Source organism: Rhizobium sp. RSm-3 (assembly GCF_001854685.1).
Classification (GTDB): domain Bacteria; phylum Pseudomonadota; class Alphaproteobacteria; order Rhizobiales; family Rhizobiaceae; genus Rhizobium; species Rhizobium ecuadorense.
This window is the reverse complement of sequence record NZ_MAWZ01000024.1, coordinates 122,189-148,136: the sequence shown is the minus strand read 5'-3', so window position 1 is coordinate 148,136 and position 25,948 is coordinate 122,189. Positions and strand designations below refer to the sequence as shown.

The window sequence follows — 25,948 nt, the reverse complement described above, 5'->3', positions numbered from 1 at the left end:
GCTGTAATCACATTGTCGGCATTGGATTTTTTTCGCGACCTGTTGCGGCAAGCCAGCCGACCCCCGAATAGGCAGGGAACCAACAGCTCCATCCACGAGACGATGCTATCGACCGATCCAGCTCGCTTGAAAATTGAAATGGGTGCCACAGAACAAAGCTGGAATAAGCCGCCGTGCGATACGCAACAGACGGATTCGGTTCACCTGAAAAGGTTTCCGAAAGACTGCCCAGAGGACTGTGCGTTAAAAACGCTGCAAGGACGGTCCGGCAGGGAAGACCGGACCCGTCCCCGTAGCTGATCGGAGGTCACTCGGATCAGAAACTGATTTGAAGTGCCCCCGGTCCGAAGACCGGGAGCATCCACTAAGTGGATTAGAACGAACGCTGCAGGCGGAAGTAGCCCGTCGTGGAGTCGTCGCCATCATCCGGATCGAGGTACTGAACCGAAGCCTTGGCATAGAAGTTGTCGACGATCTGGTAATCAACCGTCAGACCAACCTTCCAAGCATCGCCGAGACCGTCGTAGTCATCCGGAACAGCCTTGCCACCGCCGAAGTAGTTGCCGTAGTACTGAACGGCCGGGGTGATCTTCAGCTTGTCGGTTGCCTTGATGGCGTATTCGGCAGCAACAGCCCACTCAGCCGAAGAGTAGTAGGAGTTCGGGCCGGAGGAGTATACGCCAGCGAGGCCGAGCGTGCCGGGGCCGATGTCAACCGTACCCATTGCGCGGATTGCGCCATCTTCGTTGTCGAAGTCCCAGCCGCCAGTAACCTGGTAGCTGAACGCGCCAGCCGTGCCGCCGACGCCGAAGGCAACGCCAACGTTGTTGGCTTCTTCGCCAGCCTTGTAAACGCCGTCTTCCAGTTCGTCGACGCTGAGACCGGCGTAGAAGGTGCCGCTTTCATACTGGTAACGCATGGAGTTGTGCAGCGTTACGACAGAACCGATGTCGTCGGTTTCGCCGGAGAGGCCATCGTCCCACCAGCTGTAGAACAGACCAGCGCGGAAGCCCGCGATGTCGAGGTAAGCGGAGTCGAGGATGGCGTCCTGATCGGTGGCGTTGTCAGCATTGAACTGCATGACGATGACGCCGGTCAGCGGACCATACTCGGTGTCGCTCTTGGCCGTGAACTGAACCTGACCGCGGGTAACGGCATCCCAGTCCGAATCGCCGCCGACATCTTCGCCGACGTTAACCTGGAAACGGATGTAACCTTCGATCTTGAGGCAGGTTTCGGTGCCCGGGATGTAGAAGTAGCCGGTGCCGTAAGCGTCGCAGACGCGAACATATTCAACCGGTTCCGGCTCAGCAGCAACGATAGCGTCAGCTGCAAGAACCGGCGTCGATGCAGCAAATGCTGCTGCTGATGCAAGCAAAACCATTCTGATGTTCATTTACCAATCCATTCCTTTGTCGATCGGGGCTGGCTTCCAATCGGGTAGTCGATTTGAAGCCGGCCCAGTTTGAACAGCCATCTCGGCGTGCGGATCGATCGAACCGCCAAACCGTCATCCCATATGAGGTCCTCTCAAGCAATTCTCGACACACGCAAGATGGGCCCCCTAGAGCAAGTTTCCCCGGCAACGTGATTTTTATACAACAATTTCAATTATCTAGACGACAGAAACGCCAAGCGGCCTCGCGACGGAAATCCTCCATCGCAAGCCGCAAACGCTACGCCCCATTTGTCAAATTCTCCACCGTTCGACCCCCGTCGAACATATTGGTGAAGTGCATAAACTCTACCGCCGGCTAATCAACACATACAAGGCAGCAGTTTAGAACATCGTGTCCTGAATTCGATACCAATGAGACGAAATGATGACACAACGCGCACTGGTTCCATTCAACATAGCCTCGTATTTCTTACCAGGCTATGTATTTTTCCGAACCTAGGCGGGATTCGAGCGTTTTTTCGCTATTTCTGGGGCTTTTCTGCAGTCTTGATCGCATTTCACCCCTCCGCACTTACCGGATCGGCGCACTCAGATGTGGCCGGATCGACTCAGGTAGCACAATCCTCAGGCCTTCGCGTCGTGCGCCGAACGCCGATTTCAATCCTCATTGGATTTGGCATTGTCGAGAATCATATAGTCGAGCGGCAGTTGCGTCGAATACTTGATCTGCTCCATCGCAAAGGCGGAGGAGACGTCGCGAATCTCGATTTTGGCGATCATCCGCTTATAAAAGGCGTCATAGGCGGCGATATCCGGCACGACGACTCGCAGGAGATAGTCGACATCGCCGCTCATCCGGTAGAATTCCACCACTTCGGGGAATTCGGCGACCACCTCGGAAAAGCGCCGCAGCCATTCGATCGAATGGGTGGCCGTGCGAATCGACACGAAGACCGTGACCTTGGTGTTGACCTTCTCCGGATCAAGGATGGCGACTCGGCGCTTGATGACGCCATCTTCTTCCATTTTCTGGATGCGCCGCCAGCATGGCGTCGTCGACAGCCCGACTTTTTTGGCGAGGTCGGCCACGGCCAGGGTCGAATCTTCTTGTAGAAGACGCAGTATTTTTCGGTCGAGGCGATCCATGCGAGCAACAGTCCTTTCGAATTATTTTCTTTGTATAACGCGATTCCGCCCGACGAAAAGAATTTTGTTTCAGGAAAGCAGCATTTTTGTCCGATCCCGCAAGACCGGGAGCAATTCTTCCTCGAACCACGGATTGCGCTTCAGCCAGCCGCTGTTGCGCCAGCTCGGATGCGGCAGTGGCAGCACCGCCGGCGACCGATTGGACAGAAGGCTGTCCTGCCACGCCCGCACCGTCTCAGTCATATTGTCCCGCCTTTCGGCCCTCATATGCCAGGCCTGCGCATATTGGCCGATGACCAGCACCAGTTCGATCTGCGGCATGGCCGCAATCAGCCTTTGCCGCCAGAACGGTGCGCATTCGCGACGCGGCGGCAGATCCGCGCCCTTGGCGTCATAGCCGGGAAAGCAGAAACCCATCGGCACGATGGCGAATCGGTCGCGGTCGTAGAAGCTCGCTGTATCAACGCCGAGCCATGACCGCAGCCGATCGCCCGAAGCATCGTCGAACGGCAGGCCGCTCTCATGCACCCGAAGCCCGGGCGCCTGCCCGGCGATCAGGATGCGTGCGCTCGACGAAATCACTGCCACCGGCCGCGGCTCGTGCGGCAGCCGATATGCGAGGCCTTTCGCCGGCGCGTCACGACAGATACGGCAGGAGGCGATTTCCAGCCGCAGGCCTTCCAGTCCGATTTCATTCGTCATGACCTCACTCCCATCCGACGATCCGCCTGATGAAGCGCAGGGGGCCATCGGAAGCAGACCTCTGGCGCGCGTGGTCGCGCACATCGCGCGGTCGCTCGAAAGTCCCCACCCAGAGCCCCGCCTTCGCGGCCCTCGCCTCGGCCTCCTCCTTGCCGTAATCGCCATAGGAGATTGCCATGCCCCGGCGCACCATAGCGGCGTTGATGTCGCCGATCGTCCCGCTCCGGCAGATGACAAGCAGTCTGTCGTAGCGGTCGCGCCGGCTGCCCCGGCAAAGCGTTCCCGATGCCAGAACCATGCCCTGCAGCGCCTCACGCGCCGCCCGCCCGCAGGCCCAGGCATGTCCCGCGCGCTCGCAGCTCTGGTTGAGCTCCGGTGCATCGATGCCTTCGAGGCGCAAACGTTCCTCTCCTAAAGTCAGACTGTCGCCATCGGCAGCATGGAAAGCGCCCGCATGTTCGATTCTTCCTGCATCGTTGAGCTTGGCGGCGATCAGCGCCAGGAGCGCCAGCAGGGCAAGAGCGGTCACGCCGTCGCGAATCAGGCGCAGGCTCCGTGTCACGCTTTCGCCTCCTTAAAAAACAAATCCTTGGCAAAGATGGCAAACATCTTCTTAAGAATTGCCGGTTAAGCTCTTATCCACCCTGGGATGAAGTTTCAACGTGCACATGAGTACCGGCGTAAGCACATCGACCGACAAGATTATCGTCGACAGGTCGCGCAGCCACCGCAACAAGGCCGTTTCGAAGGCCGTGCGGCAGACGCGTGAACGTCTTCAGTCCGGCCATGCGTCCAATTCCTCCTTCGACCGTGACGCGCTCAAGATGTATGTGGCGTCGATGCTGCAGAGCGCGACGATCATGCCGCTCTTCGTCGTGATCATCACCGCCCTCGGTGTTTATTTCACGCAGGATACGCAGTTGCTTTTGTGGGCGCTGCTGACGCTCACCTGTCACACCGGCAATATCCTGCTGGCGCGGCGCGCCCGCCGTCAGGAAATCACCTCCGAGAGCGCCCGAAAATGGCGCCGCCTGCTGCTGCTCGGCCAGTTGCTACTCGGCTGCTGCTGGGCGGTCTTCGCGCTGCAGGGCTGCGATACCTGCGAGCCGTCGAGCTTCATCCTTTATAAAGGTGCGACGCTTTTGATCGCGCTCTCCGTCACGGCGATGTCGAATTTCATGCTGACGCCTGCCGTGCTCGCTGCCTTCGCGCCGGCGGTTCTGGCCCTCGCCGCCAAGAGCGGCCTGTCCCGCGACCTTCTCGAAATCAGCCTGACGGGGCTCTTCACCAGCACCCTCGTCTTCTTCAACTATATCAGCGACCGGCTGTTCAAGTCGAACCTCAGGATTCTTTCCTACCAGTCGGAAAAGGACGACCTGATCGCCGAGCTTGAAGTGGCGAAATCGATGTCGGACGAGGCGCGCCGCCGCGCCGAGGAGGCAAACCTCGCCAAGTCCCGCTTCCTTGCCTCCATGTCGCACGAGCTCAGGACCCCGCTCAACGCTATCCTCGGCTTCTCCGAGGTGATGTCGGCCGAAGTCATGGGGCCGCTCGCCAATCCGACCTACAAGGAATATGCCGGCGATATTCACCGCTCCGGCCAGCATCTGCTCGATCTCATCAATGAGATCCTCGACCTCTCCCGCATCGAGGCCGGCAAATACGAGCTGAGCGAGGAGGCGATATCGCTTCTCGATATCACCGAGGATTGCATCGGCATGGTGCAGTTGCGCGCCCGCGCCAAGAACATCGCCATTTCGGATCAATTCGAGCGGCAGCTGCCGGCCATCTGGGCGGACGAAAAGTCGATGCGCCAGGTGGTGCTCAACCTTCTCTCCAATGCGGTCAAGTTCACCCCGCAGGGCGGCGAAATCAACGTCAAGGTCGGCTGGACGGCCGGCGGCGGTCAGTACATTTCGATCAAGGACAACGGCCCCGGCATTCCGGAAGAAGAGATTCCCGTCGTCCTGTCGGCCTTCGGCCAGGGCTCGATCGCCATCAAGAGCGCCGAACAGGGCACCGGCCTCGGCCTGCCGATCGTCCAGGCGATCCTTGCCAAGCATGACGGACAGTTCCTGCTGAAATCGAAGCTGCGCGAGGGCACCGAGGTCATCGCCATCCTGCCCGCCAAGCGCGTGCTCCAAAGCCTGCCGGCCGTGGAAGAGGCCCAGGCCGTCGCCCGCAAGCGCAAGAGTTTCGCCTGATTCAGCTAAAGCATAATGCCGAAAAGTGTGAGCGGTTTTCGGACGACATCATGCGGATCCAAAGAAGATATGTTTGCCGAGGATGAAGCCGAGATAGAGGCAGCAGGCGGCGATCATGCAGCTCACCGCGAAGGAGCCGAGATCCTTGGCATGTTTGCCGACGATCGAAATCTCGGGCGAGATCCGGTCGATCACCTCTTCGACGGCGGTATTCATCGCCTCCATCGAAAACAGCCCGAGAAACAGCAACACTGCAACGACGATCTCGCCGGCGCTCGCCCCGACCAGCGCCAGCGCCGCGATCGAAATGACTGAGAATCCGAGTTCTTGGCGGAAGGCTGCCTCTCTTAGAACTCGCAGGAAGCCTGCCCAGGAATAGCTGGCGGCGGCGATGAAGTGCCGAATTCCGGTCTCTTTCGTCACCGCAGGCTTCGTCAAGGCGCCCTCTCCTCTCGCAGACCGGGAAAGGCTTTGCCGCCCCGCTTGATGACCGAATACGCAGATACCGAATCCATCTGGGCGGCGCAAGCGAAGCCGCGTGCGGATCGGCGGCGCCGACCGCGCGTCAATCCTTGCCGCTCACACCGGCCTGGGCAAACGTCGCCATGCCGGAATGGCAGGCAGCGGCGGCTTTGACGATGCCGGCGGCGAGCGCTGCGCCCGTGCCTTCGCCGAGCCGCATGCCAAGCGCCAGAAGCGGCGTCTTGCCGAGCATCTCGATCGCGCGCAGATGTCCGGGCTCTGCGGAAACGTGGCCGATCAGACAATGATCGAGCGCGGAGGGATTGGCGGCTTTGAGGATCGCCGCAGCAGCAGTCGCGACATAACCATCGATCAGCACCGGAATGCGCTCCATCCGCGCGGCAAGAATGGCGCCGGCCATCGCCGCGATCTCACGGCCGCCGAGGCGTCGCATGATTTCCAGCGGATCGTCGAGATGATCGCCGTGGAGCTCGACGGCCTTTTCCACCGCCGCGACCTTGCGCTCCAGCATCTCGCCTTCCGAGCCGGTGCCGGGTCCGACCCAGTCCCGCGCCGAACCGCCATAGAGCGCATAATTGATCGCGGCGGCAATCGTCGTATTGCCGATGCCCATTTCGCCGATGCAGAGCAGGTCGGTGCCGCCGGCAATCGCCTCCATGCCGAAAGCCATGGTTGCGGCGCAATCGCGCTCGGAAAGCGCTGCTTCCTCGGTGATGTCGCCGGTGGGGTAATCCAGCGCCAGATCGAACACCTTCAGCCCGAGATCGTAAGCGACGCAGATCTGGTTGATCGCAGCACCCCCGGCGGCGAAATTCTCCACCATCTGCTGCGTCACAGCCGGCGGAAAGGGCGTGATTCCCTGCTTGGTGACGCCGTGATTGCCGGCGAAGATCGCCACCAGCGGCCGGTTGACGGCAGGGGAGCGGCCCGTCCAGGCGGCAAGCCAGAAGGCGATTTCCTCGAGTCGCCCGAGCGCGCCCGGCGGCTTGGTCAGCTGCGCGTCGCGTTCGCGCGCGGCCACCAGCGCACGGGCGTCCGGCCCCGGCAGGTCGCGGAGCAGGGTACGGAAATCGTCGAACGGCAGGCCTGAAACGCTCATCTGTGCGGTTTTCCTATGAATCCGGGTATTCTTGTTTTCACGCAAACCACTTGTTTGCGTCGAGCAAATCAGCTTCTTTGCGGGTCGCAATTCTCTTAAAGCGGGCCGACGGGGCGAACAACACCAAAAGTACCGCCGCGACCATAAGCCAACGTGATAAGCCGAAACCTTGAGCAGAACGAAGCAGAATGAAGATCAAGGACCATGCGGTCGATACCGCCCGCGCCGTCGCCTTTCTCAGCCGCATTCCCATGCCGCAATCGCTGTTCAAAGCCTATGACGGCAGGCTCGGCCGGCTGGTGCGCGCCTTTCCCTTCGCCGGCATCGTCATCGGCTTCGTTCCCGCATTCGCCCTCTTCTTGGCTTTGGGGCTGCGCGCCGATCCGCTGATGGCCGCTCTGATCGCCCTTTCCATCCAGGTCATCGTCACCGGCGCGCTGCACGAGGATGGCCTGGCCGATACCGCCGACGGCATTGGCGGCGGCAAGAGCCGCGAGCACAGCCTCGCCATCATGAAGGACAGCCGGATCGGCACCTATGGAGCGATCGCGCTGATCCTCTCCTTCGCGATCCGCGCCGCAGCACTTGCCGCCATTGCCCGCCACGCCTTGCCGCTCACGTCGGCCCTTGCCATTCCCGCCGTCGCAGCGCTCAGCCGTGGCGCCATCGCCTGGCACTGGCAGCGGCTGCCGCCGGCCAAGGCCGATGGCGTCGCCGCTTCGACCGGCCAGCCGGATGAAGCGGCGATGCAATTTGCCCTCGCCTCGGCCGGCCTCGTCGCAGCGCTTCTGATCTGGCCGGCCTTCGGCCTGCGGCCGCTGGTCGCCAGCCTGCTCGCCACCGGCATCGCCGCACTTGCCTTTACCGCTTTCATCCGCCGCAAGCTTGCCGGACACACCGGCGACACGCTGGGCGCGACACAGCAAATTTGCGAGATCGCCACCCTTTGCGCCCTTGCCACGGCTCTTTGAAACTCCGATATGTCCTTCATGCAAACACCCTGCATTCACGTCTGCTCGCTGGAGCCTGCCACCGGATTTTGCGCCGGATGCGGCCGGACTCTCCAGGAAATCGGCAACTGGGTGAGCTACTCCGACATCGAGCGAAGCCGGATCATGGCGCTGCTGCCGGCAAGGCTTGCAGGCGCCGCCGCGGTATCGAACCACATGGAAACAGGCCTCGCCAGCGGGCCGGAGCGGCCTTTATGATCCGTTTGACCGTCGTCCTCGTCGTGATCGGCATCGGCCTTGCCGTGCTGATCGTCAACAATGACAGCAGCCGGATCATCGGCCTGCAGAGTGACGATTTCGTCCGCGTCGTCTATCTGCTGCCGATTGCGCTGATGCTGTCGGCCGGCATCTGGGCGAGCCGGCGCAACCTCGGCGAAACGATGCGCCACATGATGATCTGGCTGGTGATCATCCTGGCGCTCGTCACCGTCTATCTCTATCGCCAGGAAGCACTCGGCGTCGGCAACCGGCTGCTCGCCGGCCTCGTTCCCGGCCGCGCCGTCGTCGTCACCACAAGCGAAGGCGGCCAGGAGATCATTCTGCACAAGCTGCTGAACGGCCATTTCGAGGCCGATGTCGCCGTCAACGGCCAGACGATCGAGATGCTCGTCGATACCGGCGCCAGCATGGTGGCGCTGTCGCACGAAGATGCCGAGCGGATCGGCATCGACCTTTCCCGCCTCAGCTATTCCATGACCGTCATGACCGCCAACGGCCGCGGCCGCGCAGCACCCGTCACGCTCGACCAGGTGGCGATCGGCCCGATCGTCCGCAACAATGTCGCAGCCAGCGTCGCCGAGGACGGCCGGCTCGACCAGAGCCTGCTCGGCATGAGCTTCCTGGAAACGCTGGGTTCGCTGCAGATGCAGACCGACGAGCTGCGGATGCGGAATTGAACCGGCCCAGCTTTACGCCGGCATTCGGATCTGTCACCTTCAAACGCAACAACAAGACCACAAAGAGCAAAAAGAAACTCCTAGTCTGGTGGCACCGCACGTTCGACCGGCTTTCGCCTTTGGCGAGGCCCCTGATCCACGGGTACGACAGGAGTTTCGCGATGAATTCACTCTGGCCGATCGTCATCGGCGGCGTTTTGCCGGCGTTATTCTGGGGCATCACCGCCATCTTTCAGAAGCAGAGCGCCACATCAGCCACCGGCTCCGCCGTCTATCTGATCGCTTTCGGCGCCGCCTGTGCGCTGGCCGGCCTGATCGCCGCATTGATCTGGCGCCCCGCCCCCTGGACGGTCGAAGGTCTTGGTTTTGCCGCCACCGCAGGCGCCTGCTTCGCTTTCGGCACCGGCCTCATCAGCTTCGCGCTCTTCGCTTACGGCATCCCTGTCTCGAAACTCGCCCCGATCTGGAGCTGCAACGTGCTGGTGACGCTGGCAATCGGTGCTCTGTTTCTCGGCGAAGCTGCCGAGTTGAACATCGCGAAGCTCGTCGCCGGCACTCTCCTCATCATCTCAGGCGCCCTGCTCGTCAGCAGCGCCTGAGGAGAAAGGGCGCAACACAGACGGGCCCTTCGTCGAAAATGCTCCTGCGTTGCAGCAGGTTCCGCTTTATTAATATCTTGCGTCAAGGCGCCTGCGCGCCCACCGGAGCTCGAGATGAATCCACGACAATTGAAGACATTCCTTGCGGTGATCCGCCATGGAAACCTCACGCGCGCTGCTGCCGAGGTCAATCTCGCCCAATCGAGCCTCAGCGACCAGATACAGGCGCTGGAGGAAGAACTCGGCGTCGAGCTCCTCTTCCGCTCCCGCCAGGGTGTCGCCCCGACGCCGGCGGGTGCGGCCCTAAAGGCCTATGCGGAGGAGATCCTGGCGCTGAATGACGAGGCAAAGGCCGCCGTCTATGCTGCAGTCGGCAGAAGCGAGCAGTCCATCATCCTGGGCACGCTCGAAACAATTGCCGCCGAAAGGCTGGCGCCCTGGCTCTCCCTCTTCCGCAGGCAGAACCCCGGCCTTGCTCTCAAAATCAAGATCGGCGGCAGCGGCGAATTGCAATCGCAATTGCAGCACGGCTCGATCGACGTCGCCTTCACCTTCGATCGCGGCCAGCAGGACGAGCGCTTCGCGACGCGCCGCATCTCCAGCGAACCGCTGGTGCTGATCGCCGGCAGCAATTCGCAGGCCCCATCATTTGAAAGTCTCGCGGCGCTGAGCACGGCGCCCTTCGTCGCGACCGAAACCGGCTGCGTTTATCGCTACCTTTTCGACACCACTTTTGAAGAAGCAGGCCTGCCGGCACCGCCCATCGTCGCGCAAGCCGACAGTATCGCAACGATCATCCGGTTCGTTGCATCGGGCGCCGGTTACGGCCTCGTCCCGCGTCTTGCAGTCGGCCCGGCCGCTGCGCGCAGCGATGTCGTCGAACTGCCGTGGCCGGGCGGCGCTCCCCCGGCCGCCTCGCTGATGATGATGTGGCGGCGCCGGCGCGTGCAGCCGCCGGCGCTCGCCCTCCTGCTGCAATCGGCCAGCGAAGAATTTTTGCCCCTCAGACCAGCCGATGCCCGCCTTCGACATGCAGGATAGTGCCTGTGGTGAAAGCGTTGCCGATCAGGAAGCGAATCGCATCGGCGATATCCTCCGGCTGGCCTACACGCCCGGCCGGCAGCCGTTGCGCCATCGCGTCGAGCGTTGCCTGCTTGGCGTCACCGGCAACGGAATTCCAGATCGGCGTATCCACCCACCCCGGCGACACGGCATTGATACGGAGCGGCGCCAGCTCGACGGCAAGCGCTCTTACCAGGCCTTCGAGCGCCGCATTGACGGCGGCGACCACAGATCCGCGCGCCGCCGGTCGATAGGCGGCGATACCTGACGTAAAGGTGATCGATCCCGCCGGCGGCAGGTGGGCGGCGCCATATTTCGCCAGCAGCAGCGGCCCGTAGAACTTGCTCTCGACCACCCGTTGCGCTGCGGCAAGCTCGATCGACGGCAGCAACTGATAGGCGCCTTCAATATCGGCCGCCGTGCTGACGATATGGTCGACCGGTCCGCTATCCCGAAACAGCGCCGCGACCTTCTCCTCCCGCGATATATCGGCAGCGCACGTCCCGAGTTTCGGATGGGCGCCGAGCTGGTGGCAAGCCGCCGCAAGCCTCTCTTTGCTGCGCCCCGCGATCGTCACCCACGCCCCCTCGTCGAGCAGGCGCCTGGCAAGCGCCAGTCCCATGCCCGAGCTGCCGCCGACGATCAACACCTTCGCACCTTCGATCCTGATTTCAGTCATCTCGCATCTCCTTGAATGAGAGAGCAGATGCCTCGGATCGAAGCGGAAGAAAAACGGAAGAAACCGATAGCATCATCGGCTTTCCCGATGATGCTACTCAGGAAGCGATCAATTGCGCAGCCGGTAGCCGGTCCTGAAGATCCAGCCGAGCGTGCCCAGGCAGATCGCCAGGAACACCGTGATCATCGCCAAGCTGATTGCCGGGTTGACGTCGGCGATACCGTAAAAACTCCAGCGGAAACCGCTGACGAGATAGAGCACCGGGTTGAGATGGCTGACCGCCTGCCAGAAGGGCGGCAGCATGTTGACCGAGTAGAAGCTGCCGCCGAGGAAGGTCAGCGGCGGCACGACCAGCATGGGAATGAGGTTCAGCTGTTCGAAATTGCCTGCCCAGATGCCGATCATGAAGCCGAACAGGCTGAACGTGATTGCCGTCAGCAGGAAGAACAGGATCATCATGAAGGGATGTTCGATCCTGACATCGACGAAGAGATTGGCTGTGAGCAGGATGATGAAGCCGATGAGCATCCCCTTGGTGGCGGCGGCCCCGACGTAACCGAGCAGGATCTCCGTCATCGCCACCGGCGCCGACAGCACCTCGTAGATCGTGCCGGTGAATTTCGGGAAATAGATGCCGAAGGAGCCGTTGCTGATGCATTGGCCGAGCAGCGTCAGCATGATCAGGCCGGGCGTGATGAAGGCGCCGTAGGATACGCCCTCCACCTCCTGGATGCGCGAGCCGACCGCGGCGCCGAAGACGATGAAATAGAGCGAGGTCGAAATCACCGGCGAGATGACGCTTTGCAGCAACGTGCGGCGCGTGCGTGCCATCTCGAAAAAATAGATCGATTTGATCGCCTCGATGTTCATTTGTCCGCTCCTACCAGCGCCACGAAGATGTCTTCCAGCGTGCTCTGCCGCGTCGAGAGATCCTTGAAATGGATATTGTTTTCACCGAGCCGGGTCAGCAGCGCGGCGATGCTTTCCTGTTCGTTGTCGGCGTCGAAATCGTAAGTCAGCCGGCTGCCGCCGGCTTCCAGCGTCAGTCCGTTGCCGGCAAAACAATCCGGAAGCCGCTCGAGCGGCTCGGTGAGATCGAGAATGAGCTGCTTGCGGCCGAGCTTTGCCATCAGCGCCGCCTTGTCCTCGACGAGCAGCAATTGCCCGCCATTGATCACACCGACGCGATCAGCAATTTCCTCCGCCTCTTCGATATAATGGGTGGTCAGGATGATGGTGACGCCCGAGGCCCGCAGCTCCTGAACGACATTCCACATGTCCTTGCGCAGCGTCACGTCGACGCCGGCTGTGGGTTCATCGAGGAAAAGAATATCCGGCTCATGCGAAAGCGCCTTGGCGATCAGCACCCGCCGTTTCATGCCGCCGGAGAGCTGGCGCAGCATATTGTCCTTCTTGTCCCAGAGCGAAAGCGCCCGCAGCACCTTCTCGATATGGGCCGGATTGGCCTTCTTGCCGTGCAGTCCGCGCGAGAAACTCACCGTATTGAACACCGTCTCGAACTGATCGGTGGTCAGTTCCTGCGGCACCAGCCCGATCATTCCACGGGTGGCGCGAAAATCCTTGACGACATCGTGGCCGGCAACCAGCACCTGGCCGCCGCTCGGATTGGCGATGCCGCAGATGATCGAGATCAGCGTCGTCTTGCCAGCGCCGTTCGGCCCGAGCAGCGCCAGGATCTCGCCCTTTTCGACGTCGAGGTTGATGCCTTTCAGGGCCTCGAACCCATTGGCGTAGGTCTTGGTGAGATTCTGAACGGAAATGATGGGGGCCATGCGGTACTCTTGCGGATTCTTAAGTGTTACTTCGGCCCGCTATATAATGCCTTCATGACGCTTTGACATCCTTGGGAACGTGAACACAGCATTCACGCCCCGCCAACACCGTCGGCCATCGGCGTAGGCTATTCGGCCGCGAGAGAGAAAGGCTGCGGCCGATTTCGGATGTCATCATCCGGTGATCTTCGTGCCCCATAACAGAGCCGAGGCCAGCACCGGCATCCGCCCCGCCGCCTACCCCTTTGCGGATCCGTCTCCGGGTGTTCTCGTTGCACCCCTTTTTTGCTGCCTCGGCATATAGTGAAAGTTATTGTTCAGTCACGAAGTGCTTGGAACCGGCCCGCATCCCCTGTCGGCCGCGTTCGTCTTAGCCGGCCCTGCGCCGGCTTTCTTTTTGTGGGGACTGGACGGTGGCCGTCCTTGGCCTTCAATGTCCCTTCGGGAGGAAAGCGAGAGTGTCCCCTCACAACTCGTCATAATTAAACCAGTCGAAATCCGCGACCTTCCCTCGCCCCGACGTATCGAAGGCAAACATGCCGGCGAAGGCGCCGGTGAAGGAGCCGTGTTCGCCGCGTCCGCCTTCGTCGGAAATCATGCCGGCGTCGAGGATCGGGCCGATCGGCTGCCAGGCGCCCTTGCCTTCGGTCTGCCAGAAAAATTGCAGGTCGTTCTCGCGAATTTCCATGGCGAGCTGGACGCGGCCATCGGCTGGGATCGCCACACCGCTTTCGGCAGGAAAGTTGAGGCGTCCGTTCGGATAATCGCCGTTGCAGGAGAGGATCGTCACACAGCGGCCGAGTGTTTCGTGCAGCGTCACGGCAACGGCGTGGAACTTGTGTCGGTTGTAATAATGCGCCAGCCCCGCGACCTGTTGATAGGTGTCGGGCGAGAACTCGACCACGGTCTCGGCGCGGAAGCTGTGATGCTCCTGGCGGCGGGCGACCAGCGACTGCTCGAACCAGGAACCGACGCTTTCTCGCCCGATCAGCCTGAGATGGCCGGGACGGTCCGTCAGGTTGAAGATGCGCGCGGGCTCGGGCGTGCGCAGCCACTGGAAATCGGCCGGTAGCGTGCCGCCGTCGAAGCCGTATTCGCTGCGCATCGGCTTTTCCGCGGGCACAGCGCCGAACAGACCGGGCACATCGACGTCTGGCACCGAGGTGCCGTTCTCGAGATAGAGCCAGTCATCGTCGCGCCAGACGCACTTCTGCAGGCTCGTCTCTCGCCCCAGCGTGCAGCGCCGTTTCGGCGGCAGCGGCCGGCCGCAGAGATGGGTGTGATAGGCCTCACCGTCCTGCGTCTCGACATATTGGCCGTGACCTGCCCGCTGCAGCACCGCCCCCGGATGATCCTTGGAGGTGATGAGATGCATGTTCGGATGCATCTCATAAGGCCCTTCGATGCGGCGCGCGCGCGCCATGGTGACGGCGTGGTCGTAGCCGGTGCCGCCTTCGGCTGTCGTCAGATAATACCAGCCATTGCGCCTGAAGAGATGCGGGCCCTCGACGAGGCCGAGCGGGCTACCGGCAAAGATGTTCTTGATCGGGCCCTTCAGCGCCTTCGTCGCCGGATCCCACTCCTGCAGCAGGATGCCGTCGAAGGCAGGCGATTTCGGCGAGCCGCCATAACTTTCGGTGCGGTGGTTCCACTGCATGTTGACGAACCACTTGCGGCCGTCGTCGTCATGGAACAGCGAGGGATCGAAGCCGGAGGAATTGACATAGACGGGGTCGGACCATTCCGCCTCGATCGAGGGCGCCGTCACGATGTAGTTCGGCGCATCCTTGAAACTGCCGTCGAAACGCTTGACGTCGGTATAAACAAGCCAGAACTGCCCGTCGGCATAGGAAAGGCACGGCGCCCAGATGCCGCAGCTGTCGGGATTGCCGCGCATGTCGAGCTGCGACCGACGCTCCAGCGGCCGGCGCACCAGCGTCCAGTTCACGAGATCCCGCGAATGGTGGATCTGCACGCCGGGATACCATTCGAAGGTCGAGGTCGCGATATAGTAATCCGCGCCGACGCGGCAGATCGACGGATCGGGGTTGAACCCAGGCAGGATGGGATTGCGGATCATAATGCGGCCTCCTCCGAGATTATTGTTGTGGTACGTACGTCAAATGTGGGCGGTTACTTCACCTCCCCACCCTCATTCCTGTGCTCGTCGCAGGAATCCAGCCGCCGCGCGTCCGCGCGGCGAAAAGAACCCATTCCGCCCAAGGACTTGGGCTGGCTGGATCTCTGTGGCATCCCTCAGGCAAGCCCTGAGGTCACAGAGATGAGGGCGGTGTTGCATCGTGCCGCCCCAAACTCCGGCTCGACCTACCTATTCCCGCTCCGCCGATTTCGCCCAGAGATTGATATCCGCCTCACGGGCATAGACGTCGATCTCGGCGAGCTCCTCGGCCGAAAATTCAAGATTATCCAGCGCCTTGACGCAATCGACGATCTGCGACGAGCGGCTGGCGCCGATCAGTGCCGAGGTCACGCGTCCGCCGCGCAGCACCCAGGCGATCGCCATCTGCGCCAGCGTCTGGCCGCGCCTTTCGGCGATGTCGTTGAGCTTCCTGATATTGTCGATGATCGAAGGGCGGATGAAGTCGCGCTTCAGGAAATGGTTCTGCGCCGCGCGGCTGTCATCGGGAATACCGCCGAGATACTTTGTCGTCAGCATGCCCTGGGCGAGCGGCGAGAACACGATCGAACCCATACCGACCTCGTCGAGCGTATCGAGCAGTCTGTCGTCCTCGACCCAGCGGTTGAGCATCGAATAGCTCGGCTGGTGGATCAGGCAGGGCGTACCGAGATCCTTGAGGATGGCGGCGGCTTCGCGCGAGCGTTGCGAATTGTAGGAGGAGATGCCGACATAGAGCGCCCGGCCGGAGCGGACGATATGGTCGAGTGCGCCGCAGGTTTCTTCGAGTGGGGTTTCGGGGTCGAAACGGTGGGAATAGAAGATGTCGACATAATCGAGGCCCATGCGCTTCAGGCTCTGGTCGCAGGAGGCGATCAGATATTTGCGGCTGCCCCACTCGCCGTAAGGGCCAGGCCACATATCGTAGCCGGCCTTGGAGGAGATGATCAGTTCGTCGCGAAGCCCGGAAAATTCGGTGCGCAGGATCTCGCCGAAAGCGGTCTCGGCGCTGCCGGGAGGCGGACCGTAATTGTTGGCGAGGTCGAAATGGGTAATGCCGAGGTCGAAGGCCGTGCGGCACATGTCGATCTTGCGGTCATGCGACGTGTCGCCGCCGAAATTGTGCCAGAGGCCGAGGGAGACGGCCGGCAGCTTCAGGCCGGAACGGCCCGTGCGGTTATATTTCATCTTCGAATAACGGTCTGCGGCTGGTTGCCAGCTCATTCGGAAGTCTCCTGAACCTGTCTAAAATTGCTTCCCTTTCGTATCCGTCCTGAGCGACGGCCGAAAGCTAAAAACATCTCCACCTTCCAACGTCGTTATCCTCGGGCTTGTCCCGAGGATCTACTAACAGCGCGGCAGATCCTCGGGACAAGCCCGAGGATGACGGAAGCTTGGGAGCGCGCGCCGGGCGGATGCGCGCTATCCTATCACTTCAACAGCGCCTGCGCCTCTTCGATACCGAGTGCCGCCGGCTGCGTGCAGGTCGTGGTCAGGTCGATGAAACGGCCTTCCTCGCCCGACTTCAGGATCGAGGTCATGACGTCGACGCCGTGCAGCGTGCGGTCGAGCGAGCAGCGCGCGTCGCGGCCTTCGATCAGCGCCATCGCCATGTCGGCAAGGCCAGCGGTGCGGTAGTTGGCGCGCGAGCCGCTCGGGCTTTCCTGGTTGATCTTGCCGAATGGATGCTCCCAGACGTCGAGCGGCTTGATCTCCTTGTCGCGGCCGCTTGCCTCGACGACACCGCCGAAGAAGTTCGGATCCGGCACGTAGAGCGAGCCGTCGGTGCCGTAGAGCTCCATATTGGCGTGACGATGCGACCATACATCCCAGCTCGCCGTCAGCGTCACGGTGGCGCCGGAGACGAATTCGAGCAGCGCCTGGATCGTCGTCGGCGTCTTGACCGGGATGATCTCGCCGTTGCGCGGCTCGCTGGTGATGGTGCGGGTCGGCGACGCCATCGAAGTCATGGCGCCGACACGTTTGACCGGGCCGATCAGGTTGATCAGATTGGCGATGTAGTAGGGGCCGAGATCGAGGATCGGGCCGCCGCCCGGCAGGAAGAAGAAATCCGGGTTCGGATGCCACATCTCCATGCCGGGGCTCATCACATAGCAGGCCCCCGACGTCACCCGGCCGATGCCGCCGTCATCGATGAACTTGCGGGCAAGCTGATGGGCGCCGCCGAGGAAGGTGTCAGGCGCGCAGCCGACGGCGAGGTTCTTTTCCCTCGCGATGCGGCGAAGCTCTTCGCCCTCTTCGAGCGAAAGCACCAGCGGCTTTTCGGAATAGACGTGTTTTCCAGCCTCGAGGATCGACTTCGATACGCGGAAATGCGCATCCGGGATCGTCAGGTTGACGACGACGTCGATCTCGTCATTGGCGAGAAGCGCGTCGATCGTCTGTGCTTTGACGCCATATTCCTTGGCGCGCGCCTCGGCGGCCTGCAGATTGATATCGGCGCAGGCCAGCACCTTCAGCCCCTTGAAGAGCGGTGCCAGCGAAAAATAGGTGGTGGAGATATTGCCGCATCCGATGATGCCGACGCCAAGTTCCCTGGTCATGATGTGCCTCAATAAGTCTGAAAGGATGCAATCGAACGGCTGATGTTGCGGTCGATGTCTTTGGGATTGTCATGTTCAACGACGAAGTGCTTGGCTTTGGTGGCGCGCAGGGCCGCAATCAGCTTCGCCCACTCGACCTTGCCATGGCCGACATCGGCCCAGCCGTCTTCATCCGTCGCTTCGCCGGCCGGCGCAATATCCTTGACGTGGACTGCAGTGATGCGCGGCCCGAGCTTCTCGACCCAGGCGAACGGATCGGCGCCGCCACGGATGACCCAGGCGATATCGGCTTCCCAGGAAATGTCGGGCGCGCCTTCGAAGATGCGCTCGATCGGCAGCGAGCCGTCGGCCAGCTTGACGAATTCGAAATCATGGTTGTGCCAGCCGAACTCGTAGCCGGCTTCCTTGTAGGGCTTGCTCATCTCCTGCAGCCGCTTGCCGAAGGCGGTCCAGCCAGCGGCATCGGATGGGCGCTGGTCAGCTGCCAGATGCGGCGCATAGATCGAATCCATGCCGAGAATCTTGGCAATGTTCAGCGACTTCTGCACGTCCTTCTCCAGGAAATCAGGGCTGAAATGGCCGGTCGCCATCACCAGGCCGTTCTTGTCGAGATCGGCGCGCAGGTTGTTCAGGCCGGCATCGTCGAGATCGGCATAGATGCCGCCAAAGCCCTCGACCTCGGCATAGCCCGCCTTGCCAAGCTTTTCGAAAATCACCGAATAGGGCTGGAAATTGCGGGCGCTGTACAGCTGGTAGCTAAGTTTCGTCATCATGTTCTCCTTGGGCCTCGTGCCCATGCTTGGGAAGATCAATCCGCCGATTGGCAGGAATGCAGGTCGTAGAACCGGAACTCAGGAAGCGCGCCGCGATCGAGCGGCCGCGCCGGGGTGAAGATGATGCGGCGGCTCTCGCCGGCCGCAAGATCGAAGGCGTTGTCGGAATATTTGCCGTCCGTCTCGCTCTCGATCATCACGAAGAGCGCAAGTCCCCTGGCGGTGACGTTGATATCGATCGCGCCGCTCGCCTCGACATATTCGTGGGTAATGGTCAGGCCCGAAGGCTCCAATTCCAACGCCTTATAGGTGCCGTTGACGTAATGCCCCTCGCCGCCCATGCCGTTCGATGCGGTGAAATGCCAGGCAAGCAGCGTGCCCTCGTCAATGTCGGAGACGTCGATTGTCGCAGCCGTAACCGCCGCATCCGGCGAGCATACGGCTTGCACGTCTTTCACGTGCCGACGTTCGCCTTTCATCGTCAGGATAGACATCGAAAGATCGATGCTGACATCTTCAAGCGTGTCGTTGACCAGCGAAAAGCGGATCGTCTTGCCGTCCTCGGAAGGAATGGCGGCGACCGCGACCGGCTGGAAGAAACGCTTGACGAGATAATGCATCGCTTTCCAGCGGCCGCCATAGTCGAGGCTCGACCACGAGGCGACCGGCCAGGTGTCGTTGAGCTGCCAGTAGATCGTGCCCATGCAATGGGGTTTCAGCGACCGCCAGTATTCCACCGCCGTCTTGATGGCCAACCCCTGCTGGATCTGCGAGAGATAGACGAAGTTCGGAAAATCCTTGGGGAAACGGAAATAGCGGAACATCGTGCCGGCGATGCGCTCATTGCCGCCGGCATTCTTCTGGTGCAGCTCCATGACCGGGGAAGCGACATTCATGTCCTTCTCCTCGGCATAGGTCTTGATGACCGGCAGCGAGGTATAGGACTGGAAGCCGAATTCCGAACAGAAGCGCGGCCGCACCGAACGGTAATTGTCGAACGACTTGTTCTCGTGCCAGACCGACCAGTAATGCATGTCGCCGGATCCGTCGGCATGCCAGGCATCGCCGAAATCGAGATAGCCCGAGGCCGGGCTCGACGGCCACCAGAGCGCGCCCGGCAGCGCCTTCTTCACCGCCTGCTCGATCGTCCGGTTGAGCCGGTCGTAAGAGACGAGATAACGGTCGCGGTCCTTGCGCGATTCTTCGAACCAGGTGAGTGCTCCCACAAGTTCGTTATCGCCGCACCAGAGCACGATCGACGGGTGCGACGAAAGCCGGCGCACCTGGTAATCGACCTCAACAGCCACATTGCCGAGGAAGTCGTCGGTCGAGGGATAGAGGTTGCAGGCGAACATGAAGTCCTGCCAGACCATCAGGCCCAGCCGGTCGCATAGATCGTAGAAATGATCCTGCTCGTAGAAGCCGCCGCCCCAGACACGGATCATGTTCATGTTGGCGGCTTTCGCCGATTGCAGGAGATCTTCGGTCTTCTCGGGCGAGGACAGCGAATAGAGCGCGTCGGCCGGGATCCAGTTGGCGCCGCGGAAGAAGATCTCGCGGCCGTTGACCTTGAAGGCGAAGCGGCTGCCTGATGCATCCGGCGCGGTGATCAGCTCGATGGTGCGAAGGCCGATCTGCTTCGTCACCTCGTCCGCCGGCAATGCGACGGACAGCCTGTAGAGCGCCTGCTCGCCGCTGCCGGAAGGCCACCAAAGCCGCGGATTGTCGATATGGAAGAGGTGGTTGACATGGGTCTCGCCATGGACGCCGACATCGAGGCGCACCCGCTCGCCGTCGAGATCGAAATAGACCTGGGCAATGCTCGGCCCTTTGGAATGGAGCGTCGCCGTCACCATCAGATCGACCGAACCATCGAAATTATGGCTCTGGCGGGTAACCACATGCTCGATGCGCGCGGTCTCGAGCTTTTTCAGCGCAATCGTGCCGTAAAGGCCGAGCGGCGCAATGGCGATATTCCAGTCCCAGCCGAAATGGCATTGCGGCTTGCGCAGCATGTTGCCGTCGGGGATCGGCGAATTGCCGGTACTGTAAGGAATATAGAAAGGCTGCTTCTTCTGGCGCTCGGCGCCAACGGCGGGGTTGGAGGCGAAGACGATACGGATGACATTGTCGCCGGATTTCAGCATGCTCGACACGTCAGGCCGATAGCGGCGGAAGCTGTTGTCGGCTTCGAGCGCCAGGACGCCGTTGACATGGACGCTGGCGACCGTGTCGAGATAATCGATATCGAGATACCAGTCGCCTTCGACCTCCTGCAGCGTGAAGCTGCGCTCGACCACCCATTCGCGCTGGGCAACCCACTGCACCTTTTCCTCGTTGCGGCCGAAATAGGGATCGGGGATCAGGCTTGCCCGGTGAAGCGCGGTATGCACGTCGCCCGGCAGCATGATCGCAGTGCGAATCTCACCGTCGACGGAGGCGAGCTGCCACGAACCGGAAAGGTCGATGCTGGAGGGGGGCGGTTGTTGAGTCACGATTTCAATTCCGATTCACGTTTTTGAAATGGATGGCGCATGATCGCCGTCCGGTCATTGTCGTTCGTTGTGACCCCTTCTCCTCCGTCATGCTCGGGCTTGACCCGAGCATCCACTCGGCATCCAGCAGCAGCCGCGGCATGGATCCTCGGGTCAAGCCCGAGGATGACGGAGAGCGGAGTTGGCCTCTTGCCAAGCTCGCGCCGGCCTGAGGGAGGGTGGAGCGTTAGTCGAATTCATACAAACAGCCTTGCAAGCAGGCGGCACCATCCGGCCCCGCCCGCAGAACCTCTCCTAGAGCCGCAACTCACTCTCGGCATCGAACACCGAAGCGACCGTCATGTCGAAGCTGAGTTTCACCTTGGCTCCGACGTTGAAGCGGCGGGCACCATTGACGCGTACCGACATCGTGTGACCGGCATGTTTCAGCCACAGAAGATTGTCCGCGCCCATCGGCTCCTCGATATCGACGGTGGCGTCATGTTCTTCGCCGCCGGCATTCTCGTTGACCTTAATGTGCTCCGGGCGAACGCCGAGCACCACCTTGCGGCCGGGCTGCAGCGCCTCGCTGGCCTCGTAAGCAGCGAGCGAGAAAATGACGCCGTTGGCGGAAAAGGCAATGCCATCGCCTGACTTGACCAGCTCGCCGCGCAGGAAATTCATCGACGGCGAGCCGATGAAGCCGGCGACGAAAAGATTGCGCGGCCGGTTGTAGATCGTCGTCGGATCGTCGAGCTGCTGGATGATGCCGCTCTTCATGATGGCGATGCGGTCGGCGAGCGTCAGCGCCTCGATCTGGTCGTGGGTGACATAGATCATCGTGTTCTTCAGCGACTGGTGCAGGCGCTTGATCTCGACGCGCAGCTCCGAGCGGAGCTTGGCGTCGAGGTTGGACAGCGGCTCGTCGAACAGGAAGACGTCGACATCGCGCACCAGCGCCCGGCCGATCGCCACGCGCTGGCGCTGGCCGCCGGATAGTTCGGCCGGCTTGCGCTTCAAGAGCGGCTGGATCTGCAGGATCTCGGAGGCACGCGCCACCCGCTTGTCGATCTCGGCCTGCGGGACCTTGGCGACCCGAAGGCCGAAGGACAGGTTCTTCTCGACGGTCATCTGCGGATAGAGCGCATAGGACTGGAACACCATGCCGATGCCGCGGTCCTTCGGCTCCTCCCAGGTGACGTTCTTGCCCTTGATGAAGATCTGCCCTTCCGAGGCATCGAGCAGGCCGGCAATGCAATTCAGCAAGGTCGACTTGCCGCAGCCGGACGAGCCGAGCAGCACCAGGAATTCACCGTCATTGATGTCGAGGTTCAGATCCTTCAGCACGCTGACCGCGCCGAAGTTCAGCGACAGATCCCTGATGGAAACACTTGAATTGGAGACACTCGAATTCATGTTCATGCGATCAACCCTTCACTGCGCCGGCGGCGATGCCGCGGACGAAAAGCCGTCCCGACACGAAATAGACAATCAGCGGCACCAGACCCGTCAGGATCGTTGCCGCCATGTTGACGTTGTATTCCTTCACGCCCTGGACGGAATTGACGATATTGTTGAGCTGCACGGTCATCGGATAGGTATCAGGCCGGGTGAAGACGACGCCGAACAGGAAGTCGTTCCAGATGCCGGTCACCTGCAGGATCATCGCCACGACGAAGATCGGCAGCGACATCGGCAGCATGATCTTCAGGAAGATCTGCCAGAATCCCGCTCCGTCGACACGCGCCGCCTTGAACAGTTCTTCCGGCAGCGAGACGAAATAATTGCGGAACAGCAATGTCAGGATCGGCATGCCGAAAATCGAATGCACGATGACGAGGCCGGTCAGCGTGCCGTAGATGCCGATTTCGCGCAGGATGATGACGATCGGATAGATCATCACCTGATAGGGAATGAACGCCCCGATGATGAGGATCGAGAAGAAAAGCTCGGATCCTTTAAAACGCCAGTTCGCCAGCGCGTAGCCGTTCACAGAGGCGATCGCGATCGAGATGATCACCGATGGCACCGTGATGCGCACCGAGTTCCAGAAACCGCGCGACAGGCCATCGCAGTTGAGGCCGGTGCAGGCTTCGGCCCAGGCTTTCACCCAAGGCTCGAAAGTGATCTCCATCGGCGGCGAGAAGATGTTGCCGAGACGGATTTCCGGCATGCCCTTCAGCGACGTCACGACCATCACGTAGAGCGGCAGCAGATAGTAGAGCGCGGCGACGGTCAGCGTGCCGTAGAGCACGATGTTGCGCGACGACAGCGCCGGGCGCGGTTTCGCGCCGCTCGGGCCTTCGCCGAGTCTCGGTGCGACGGCATCGATGCCGGCAGCGGTGGTGTTGAGAGTTCCTACATCAGCCACGCTTGCGCCCTCCGCCGAATTCCAGATAGGCCCACGGAACGATGATGATCGCGACGGTGACGAGCATCATGGTCGAGGCAGCAAAGCCCTGCCCCAGGTTCTGCGCCTGGAACATGTAGTCGTAGACATATTTCGCCGGCACTTCCGACGAAATGCCCGGTCCGCCCGAAGTCTGCGCCACGACGAGGTCGTAGACCTTGACGATACCGGAGGCGATGATGACGATCGTCGTGATGAAAACCGGCCGCATCATGGGAATGACGATCTGGAGATAGGTCTTCCACATCGGGATACCGTCGACGCGCGCGGCCTTCCAGATATCCTCGTCGATGCCGCGCAGGCCGGCCAGCATCAGGCACATGACGAGACCCGTTCCCTGCCACAGCGCGGCAATCAGAATGCCGTAGATGACGATTTCAGGCGTATAGAGCGGATTGAAGGTGAAGCTCGTCCAGCCCATCGAACGCACGACCGACTGAATGCCGAAATCCGGGTTCAGAACCCATTGCCACACGAGGCCCGTCACGATGAAGGACAGCGCGAAGGGATAGAGGAAGATGGTGCGGAAGGTGTTTTCGAAACGGATCTTCTGGTCCATCAGCGCGGCGAGCATGAAACCGATGACCAGGCTGAAGATCAGCGAGAGCACGCCGTAGAGAGCCAGGTTCTCGATCGCCGTCACCCAGCGGGGTGCCGCCCAGAGGCGTTCGTACTGATCGATGCCGACGAAACTCAACCGCGGAAGGAGCTTGGAATTGGTGAAGGAATAAAAGACCGTCCAGAACGTGCCGCCGACAAAAATCACCAGCGCCGTCAGGATCATCGGTATGGACGCAATCTTGGCATTCAGATTGCGCAGTAACTTGATTGGCCGGCCTGCTTGCGCTTGACCCGTCGTCATGAACTCTTCTCCTCAAATCGCAGCCGCGACCGTGACAGAGCGGATTTGCCGTCTGCCATCCCTGCCCGGCTTGCCGGGATGTCGGAGAGACGCCGCCGTCCGAACATTTGTCCGGGTACGATCCGGCTCTTGCGGAGCCGGATCGTGAAGGCAGCGTATCTATCGATCAGTCAGCCGAAGCGATGATCCCGGCGAAGCGCTTCTGAGCGTCTTCCGGCGTCATCGATGGGTTGGCGAAGAATTCGGAGAAGAGGTCTTCCTTCTGCTTCTGGCTATCGGCCGAAAGCAGCTGGTCGGTGCCCTGAATCACGTTGCCCTTCGCCAGGATATCGAGACCCTTCTTCATGCAATCATTGGCGGCGGCGAGATCGACATCGCCGCGAACCGGCAGAGAGCCCTTCTTCAGGTTGAAGGCAACCTGGGTCTTGGGATCCAGCAGGGTCTTGGCAAGAACGGCCTGTGCCTTGGACTTTTCCTCGTCCTTCAGCAGCGGGAAGTAGAAGGCGTCGCCGCCGGTCGAGATGATCTCGTTGACGCCGAGGCCCGGCAGGCAGGTATAGTCGGTACCGGCCTTCTGGCCGGCAAGCGCGAACTCGCCCTGCGCCCAGTCACCCATGATCTGGCCGCCGGCCTTGCCTGTAATGACGAGGTTGGTGGCCTGGTTCCAGTCCTGGACGTTGCTGCCCTTGGCCATGCGCCGTGCATCGTCGGCCGCCTTGAACACCTTGGCGATCTCAGGACCGGCAGCAACTTCCGCATCCTTGTCCTTGAAGACCTTGTTGAAGGTATCCTTGCCGGCGACGGCGACCATCAGCACGTCGAAGGCGCCTGTCGCCTGCCACGGCTGGCCGCCGACGGCGAGCGGAATGATGCCGGCCTTTTCGAGAGCCGGAGCGGCAGCGACGAACTCGTCCCAGTTCTTCGGAACCTCCACGCCGGCCTTCTTGAAGGCGGCGTTCGAAAGCCACAGCCACTGCCAGGAGTGGATGTTGACGGGGGCGCAGTAGATCTTGCCGTCGATAGTGCAGGAATCGAGCAGGCTTGCCGGACGAATGATGTCCTTCCAGTGCTCGGCGGTCGCCACGTCGGTCAGGTCGCGCATCAGCCCGGCCTGGACGAGTTCCTCGGCCTGACGGCCGTGGTTGAACTGGGTGGCGCCCATCGGGTCCCCGCCGGTGATGCGGCTGATCATGATCGGACGGGCAGTACCGCCGGAACCGGCGATAGCGCCGTCGACCCAGTGATTGCCGGTGGCGTCGAACGCCTTTGCCAGCTCGGCGACGGCAGCCGATTCGCCGCCTGAAGTCCACCAATGCGTGACTTCGAGATCGGTAGCATTGGCGGCGCCGAACGGAAGCGCGACCGAAGCGGCAAGCACGGCCACCGTGATACGGATTTTCATGAGTTTTCCTCCCTCACTGAAACGTTGCCGGAAAAACTTAGATCAATCGATTTGAGCGCGCAACCGTCCGCCTCCAAATTTTTCCGCGAGAACGGGAATTGCTACTTGTACCTGTTTCCAGTCGGATCATAAGAGCCTTCTAACGGACATCCAGCACCACGATTCCGCATGTACACAATCAATTTATCACATTGAAAATATGTATAAATTTTTTGTTATTGCTTTCTTCATCCGCTTCACCCTCTTCGCAAGTG

The 25,948-nt window shown here is 61.2% G+C and carries 24 protein-coding genes; 6 read left to right on the top strand and 18 right to left on the bottom strand.

Features of this window, described 5'->3' with window-relative positions:
* Positions 1-373 precede the first annotated feature (373 nt).
* The 4 genes from BBJ66_RS19815 to BBJ66_RS19800 form a co-directional block, all read right to left on the bottom strand.
* Positions 374-1,396, bottom strand: a complete 1,023-nt coding sequence (locus BBJ66_RS19815; RefSeq protein WP_049731916.1) for a porin — start codon at positions 1,394-1,396, stop codon at positions 374-376.
* A gap of 660 nt (positions 1,397-2,056) precedes the next feature.
* Positions 2,057-2,545 (bottom strand): Lrp/AsnC family transcriptional regulator, encoded by a 489-nt coding sequence (locus BBJ66_RS19810; RefSeq protein ID WP_003540387.1) that lies wholly within the window; start codon positions 2,543-2,545, stop codon positions 2,057-2,059.
* 69 nt (positions 2,546-2,614) lie between these two features.
* Positions 2,615-3,247 (bottom strand): uracil-DNA glycosylase family protein, encoded by a 633-nt coding sequence (locus tag BBJ66_RS19805; protein WP_071089104.1) that lies wholly within the window; start codon positions 3,245-3,247, stop codon positions 2,615-2,617.
* Positions 3,248-3,251: 4 nt separating this feature from the next.
* Positions 3,252-3,809, bottom strand: a complete 558-nt coding sequence (locus tag BBJ66_RS19800; protein WP_049731914.1) for a thermonuclease family protein — start codon at positions 3,807-3,809, stop codon at positions 3,252-3,254.
* 106 nt (positions 3,810-3,915) lie between these two features.
* Here BBJ66_RS19800 and BBJ66_RS19795 point away from each other — a divergent pair, with 106 nt between their 5' ends.
* Positions 3,916-5,451, top strand: coding sequence for a sensor histidine kinase (locus BBJ66_RS19795; protein ID WP_071089102.1), 1,536 nt, complete (start codon positions 3,916-3,918; stop codon positions 5,449-5,451).
* A 48-nt stretch (positions 5,452-5,499) separates the two neighbouring features.
* On the opposite strand, the gene BBJ66_RS19790 is transcribed toward BBJ66_RS19795, so the two are convergent.
* Positions 5,500-5,889: a diacylglycerol kinase gene (locus tag BBJ66_RS19790; RefSeq protein WP_049731912.1), complete on the bottom strand. Its 390-nt coding sequence runs from the start codon at positions 5,887-5,889 to the stop codon at positions 5,500-5,502.
* 127 nt (positions 5,890-6,016) lie between these two features.
* Positions 6,017-7,033: a nicotinate-nucleotide--dimethylbenzimidazole phosphoribosyltransferase gene (cobT, locus tag BBJ66_RS19785; RefSeq protein ID WP_071089100.1), complete on the bottom strand. Its 1,017-nt coding sequence runs from the start codon at positions 7,031-7,033 to the stop codon at positions 6,017-6,019.
* 188 nt (positions 7,034-7,221) lie between these two features.
* On the opposite strand from cobT, the gene BBJ66_RS19780 reads away from it, so the two are divergent.
* The 5 genes from BBJ66_RS19780 to BBJ66_RS19760 all read left to right on the top strand — a co-directional run bounded on the left by BBJ66_RS19780 (position 7,222) and on the right by BBJ66_RS19760 (position 10,579).
* Positions 7,222-8,004, top strand: coding sequence for an adenosylcobinamide-GDP ribazoletransferase (locus BBJ66_RS19780; protein WP_071089098.1), 783 nt, complete (start codon positions 7,222-7,224; stop codon positions 8,002-8,004).
* Positions 8,005-8,022: 18 nt separating this feature from the next.
* On the top strand, positions 8,023-8,241 hold the full coding sequence (locus BBJ66_RS19775; RefSeq protein WP_071089633.1) for a DUF1289 domain-containing protein: 219 nt from the start codon (positions 8,023-8,025) through the stop codon (positions 8,239-8,241).
* Positions 8,238-8,939: a TIGR02281 family clan AA aspartic protease gene (locus tag BBJ66_RS19770; RefSeq protein WP_049731909.1), complete on the top strand. Its 702-nt coding sequence runs from the start codon at positions 8,238-8,240 to the stop codon at positions 8,937-8,939. Before BBJ66_RS19775 ends, BBJ66_RS19770 begins: the two co-directional genes overlap by 4 nt.
* Before the next feature lie 161 nt (positions 8,940-9,100).
* Positions 9,101-9,538, top strand: a complete 438-nt coding sequence (locus BBJ66_RS19765) for an EamA family transporter (protein WP_071089095.1) — start codon at positions 9,101-9,103, stop codon at positions 9,536-9,538.
* A 114-nt stretch (positions 9,539-9,652) separates the two neighbouring features.
* Positions 9,653-10,579, top strand: coding sequence for a LysR family transcriptional regulator (locus BBJ66_RS19760; protein ID WP_071089093.1), 927 nt, complete (start codon positions 9,653-9,655; stop codon positions 10,577-10,579).
* On the opposite strand, the gene BBJ66_RS19755 is transcribed toward BBJ66_RS19760, so the two are convergent.
* The 12 genes from BBJ66_RS19755 to BBJ66_RS19700 all read right to left on the bottom strand — a co-directional run bounded on the left by BBJ66_RS19755 (position 10,542) and on the right by BBJ66_RS19700 (position 25,694).
* A complete protein-coding gene (locus BBJ66_RS19755; protein WP_049731906.1) occupies positions 10,542-11,279 on the bottom strand; it encodes an SDR family oxidoreductase in 738 nt (245 codons plus the stop codon). The two genes, BBJ66_RS19760 and BBJ66_RS19755, sit on opposite strands and share 38 nt — an antisense overlap.
* Positions 11,280-11,387: 108 nt before the next feature.
* The gene (locus BBJ66_RS19750; protein ID WP_049731905.1) at positions 11,388-12,149 is read right to left on the bottom strand and encodes an ABC transporter permease; all 762 of its coding nucleotides are present in this window, start codon (positions 12,147-12,149) and stop codon (positions 11,388-11,390) included.
* Positions 12,146-13,072: an ABC transporter ATP-binding protein gene (locus BBJ66_RS19745; RefSeq protein WP_071089092.1), complete on the bottom strand. Its 927-nt coding sequence runs from the start codon at positions 13,070-13,072 to the stop codon at positions 12,146-12,148. The genes BBJ66_RS19750 and BBJ66_RS19745 overlap by 4 nt, the downstream gene beginning before the upstream one ends.
* A gap of 466 nt (positions 13,073-13,538) precedes the next feature.
* Positions 13,539-15,152: a glycoside hydrolase family 43 protein gene (locus BBJ66_RS19740; RefSeq protein ID WP_071089090.1), complete on the bottom strand. Its 1,614-nt coding sequence runs from the start codon at positions 15,150-15,152 to the stop codon at positions 13,539-13,541.
* A gap of 249 nt (positions 15,153-15,401) precedes the next feature.
* Positions 15,402-16,433, bottom strand: a complete 1,032-nt coding sequence (gene mgrA, locus BBJ66_RS19735; RefSeq protein ID WP_049731902.1) for an L-glyceraldehyde 3-phosphate reductase — start codon at positions 16,431-16,433, stop codon at positions 15,402-15,404.
* Positions 16,434-16,639: 206 nt separating this feature from the next.
* Positions 16,640-17,773, bottom strand: a complete 1,134-nt coding sequence (locus tag BBJ66_RS19730; RefSeq protein WP_071089085.1) for a Gfo/Idh/MocA family protein — start codon at positions 17,771-17,773, stop codon at positions 16,640-16,642.
* Between the two features lie 8 nt (positions 17,774-17,781).
* Positions 17,782-18,543 (bottom strand): sugar phosphate isomerase/epimerase family protein, encoded by a 762-nt coding sequence (locus BBJ66_RS19725; RefSeq protein ID WP_071089083.1) that lies wholly within the window; start codon positions 18,541-18,543, stop codon positions 17,782-17,784.
* Positions 18,544-18,581: 38 nt separating this feature from the next.
* On the bottom strand, positions 18,582-21,041 hold the full coding sequence (locus BBJ66_RS19720; RefSeq protein ID WP_071089081.1) for a beta-mannosidase: 2,460 nt from the start codon (positions 21,039-21,041) through the stop codon (positions 18,582-18,584).
* Positions 21,042-21,335: 294 nt separating this feature from the next.
* Positions 21,336-22,442 (bottom strand): ABC transporter ATP-binding protein, encoded by a 1,107-nt coding sequence (locus BBJ66_RS19715; RefSeq protein WP_071089080.1) that lies wholly within the window; start codon positions 22,440-22,442, stop codon positions 21,336-21,338.
* A gap of 4 nt (positions 22,443-22,446) precedes the next feature.
* A complete protein-coding gene (locus BBJ66_RS19710; protein ID WP_049731897.1) occupies positions 22,447-23,391 on the bottom strand; it encodes a carbohydrate ABC transporter permease in 945 nt (314 codons plus the stop codon).
* A complete protein-coding gene (locus BBJ66_RS19705; RefSeq protein WP_049731896.1) occupies positions 23,384-24,292 on the bottom strand; it encodes a carbohydrate ABC transporter permease in 909 nt (302 codons plus the stop codon). The genes BBJ66_RS19710 and BBJ66_RS19705 overlap by 8 nt, the downstream gene beginning before the upstream one ends.
* A gap of 166 nt (positions 24,293-24,458) precedes the next feature.
* Positions 24,459-25,694 carry an ABC transporter substrate-binding protein gene (locus BBJ66_RS19700; protein ID WP_071089077.1) on the bottom strand — a complete coding sequence of 412 codons (1,236 nt, stop codon included), beginning with the start codon at positions 25,692-25,694 and terminating at the stop codon, positions 24,459-24,461.
* Positions 25,695-25,948 lie beyond the last annotated feature (254 nt).

Excerpts from the sequence above, each read along its gene's own strand:
- BBJ66_RS19775 (WP_071089633.1), top strand. The coding sequence starts at position 8,023 with ATGCAAACACCCTGCATTCACGTCTGCTCGCTGGAGCCTGCCACCGGA.
- BBJ66_RS19805 (WP_071089104.1), bottom strand. The coding sequence starts at position 3,247 with ATGACGAATGAAATCGGACTGGAAGGCCTGCGGCTGGAAATCGCCTCC.
- cobT (WP_071089100.1), bottom strand. The coding sequence starts at position 7,033 with ATGAGCGTTTCAGGCCTGCCGTTCGACGATTTCCGTACCCTGCTCCGC.
- mgrA (WP_049731902.1), bottom strand. The coding sequence starts at position 16,433 with ATGAGCTGGCAACCAGCCGCAGACCGTTATTCGAAGATGAAATATAAC.
- BBJ66_RS19795 (WP_071089102.1), top strand. The coding sequence starts at position 3,916 with ATGAGTACCGGCGTAAGCACATCGACCGACAAGATTATCGTCGACAGG.
- BBJ66_RS19750 (WP_049731905.1), bottom strand. The coding sequence starts at position 12,149 with ATGAACATCGAGGCGATCAAATCGATCTATTTTTTCGAGATGGCACGC.
- BBJ66_RS19755 (WP_049731906.1), bottom strand. The coding sequence starts at position 11,279 with ATGACTGAAATCAGGATCGAAGGTGCGAAGGTGTTGATCGTCGGCGGC.
- BBJ66_RS19780 (WP_071089098.1), top strand. The coding sequence starts at position 7,222 with ATGAAGATCAAGGACCATGCGGTCGATACCGCCCGCGCCGTCGCCTTT.
- BBJ66_RS19700 (WP_071089077.1), bottom strand. The coding sequence starts at position 25,694 with ATGAAAATCCGTATCACGGTGGCCGTGCTTGCCGCTTCGGTCGCGCTT.
- BBJ66_RS19725 (WP_071089083.1), bottom strand. The coding sequence starts at position 18,543 with ATGACGAAACTTAGCTACCAGCTGTACAGCGCCCGCAATTTCCAGCCC.
- BBJ66_RS19730 (WP_071089085.1), bottom strand. The coding sequence starts at position 17,773 with ATGACCAGGGAACTTGGCGTCGGCATCATCGGATGCGGCAATATCTCC.
- BBJ66_RS19705 (WP_049731896.1), bottom strand. The coding sequence starts at position 24,292 with ATGACGACGGGTCAAGCGCAAGCAGGCCGGCCAATCAAGTTACTGCGC.
- BBJ66_RS19715 (WP_071089080.1), bottom strand. The coding sequence starts at position 22,442 with ATGAACATGAATTCGAGTGTCTCCAATTCAAGTGTTTCCATCAGGGAT.
- BBJ66_RS19760 (WP_071089093.1), top strand. The coding sequence starts at position 9,653 with ATGAATCCACGACAATTGAAGACATTCCTTGCGGTGATCCGCCATGGA.
- BBJ66_RS19740 (WP_071089090.1), bottom strand. The coding sequence starts at position 15,152 with ATGATCCGCAATCCCATCCTGCCTGGGTTCAACCCCGATCCGTCGATC.
- BBJ66_RS19745 (WP_071089092.1), bottom strand. The coding sequence starts at position 13,072 with ATGGCCCCCATCATTTCCGTTCAGAATCTCACCAAGACCTACGCCAAT.
- BBJ66_RS19810 (WP_003540387.1), bottom strand. The coding sequence starts at position 2,545 with ATGGATCGCCTCGACCGAAAAATACTGCGTCTTCTACAAGAAGATTCG.
- BBJ66_RS19770 (WP_049731909.1), top strand. The coding sequence starts at position 8,238 with ATGATCCGTTTGACCGTCGTCCTCGTCGTGATCGGCATCGGCCTTGCC.
- BBJ66_RS19815 (WP_049731916.1), bottom strand. The coding sequence starts at position 1,396 with ATGAACATCAGAATGGTTTTGCTTGCATCAGCAGCAGCATTTGCTGCA.
- BBJ66_RS19765 (WP_071089095.1), top strand. The coding sequence starts at position 9,101 with ATGAATTCACTCTGGCCGATCGTCATCGGCGGCGTTTTGCCGGCGTTA.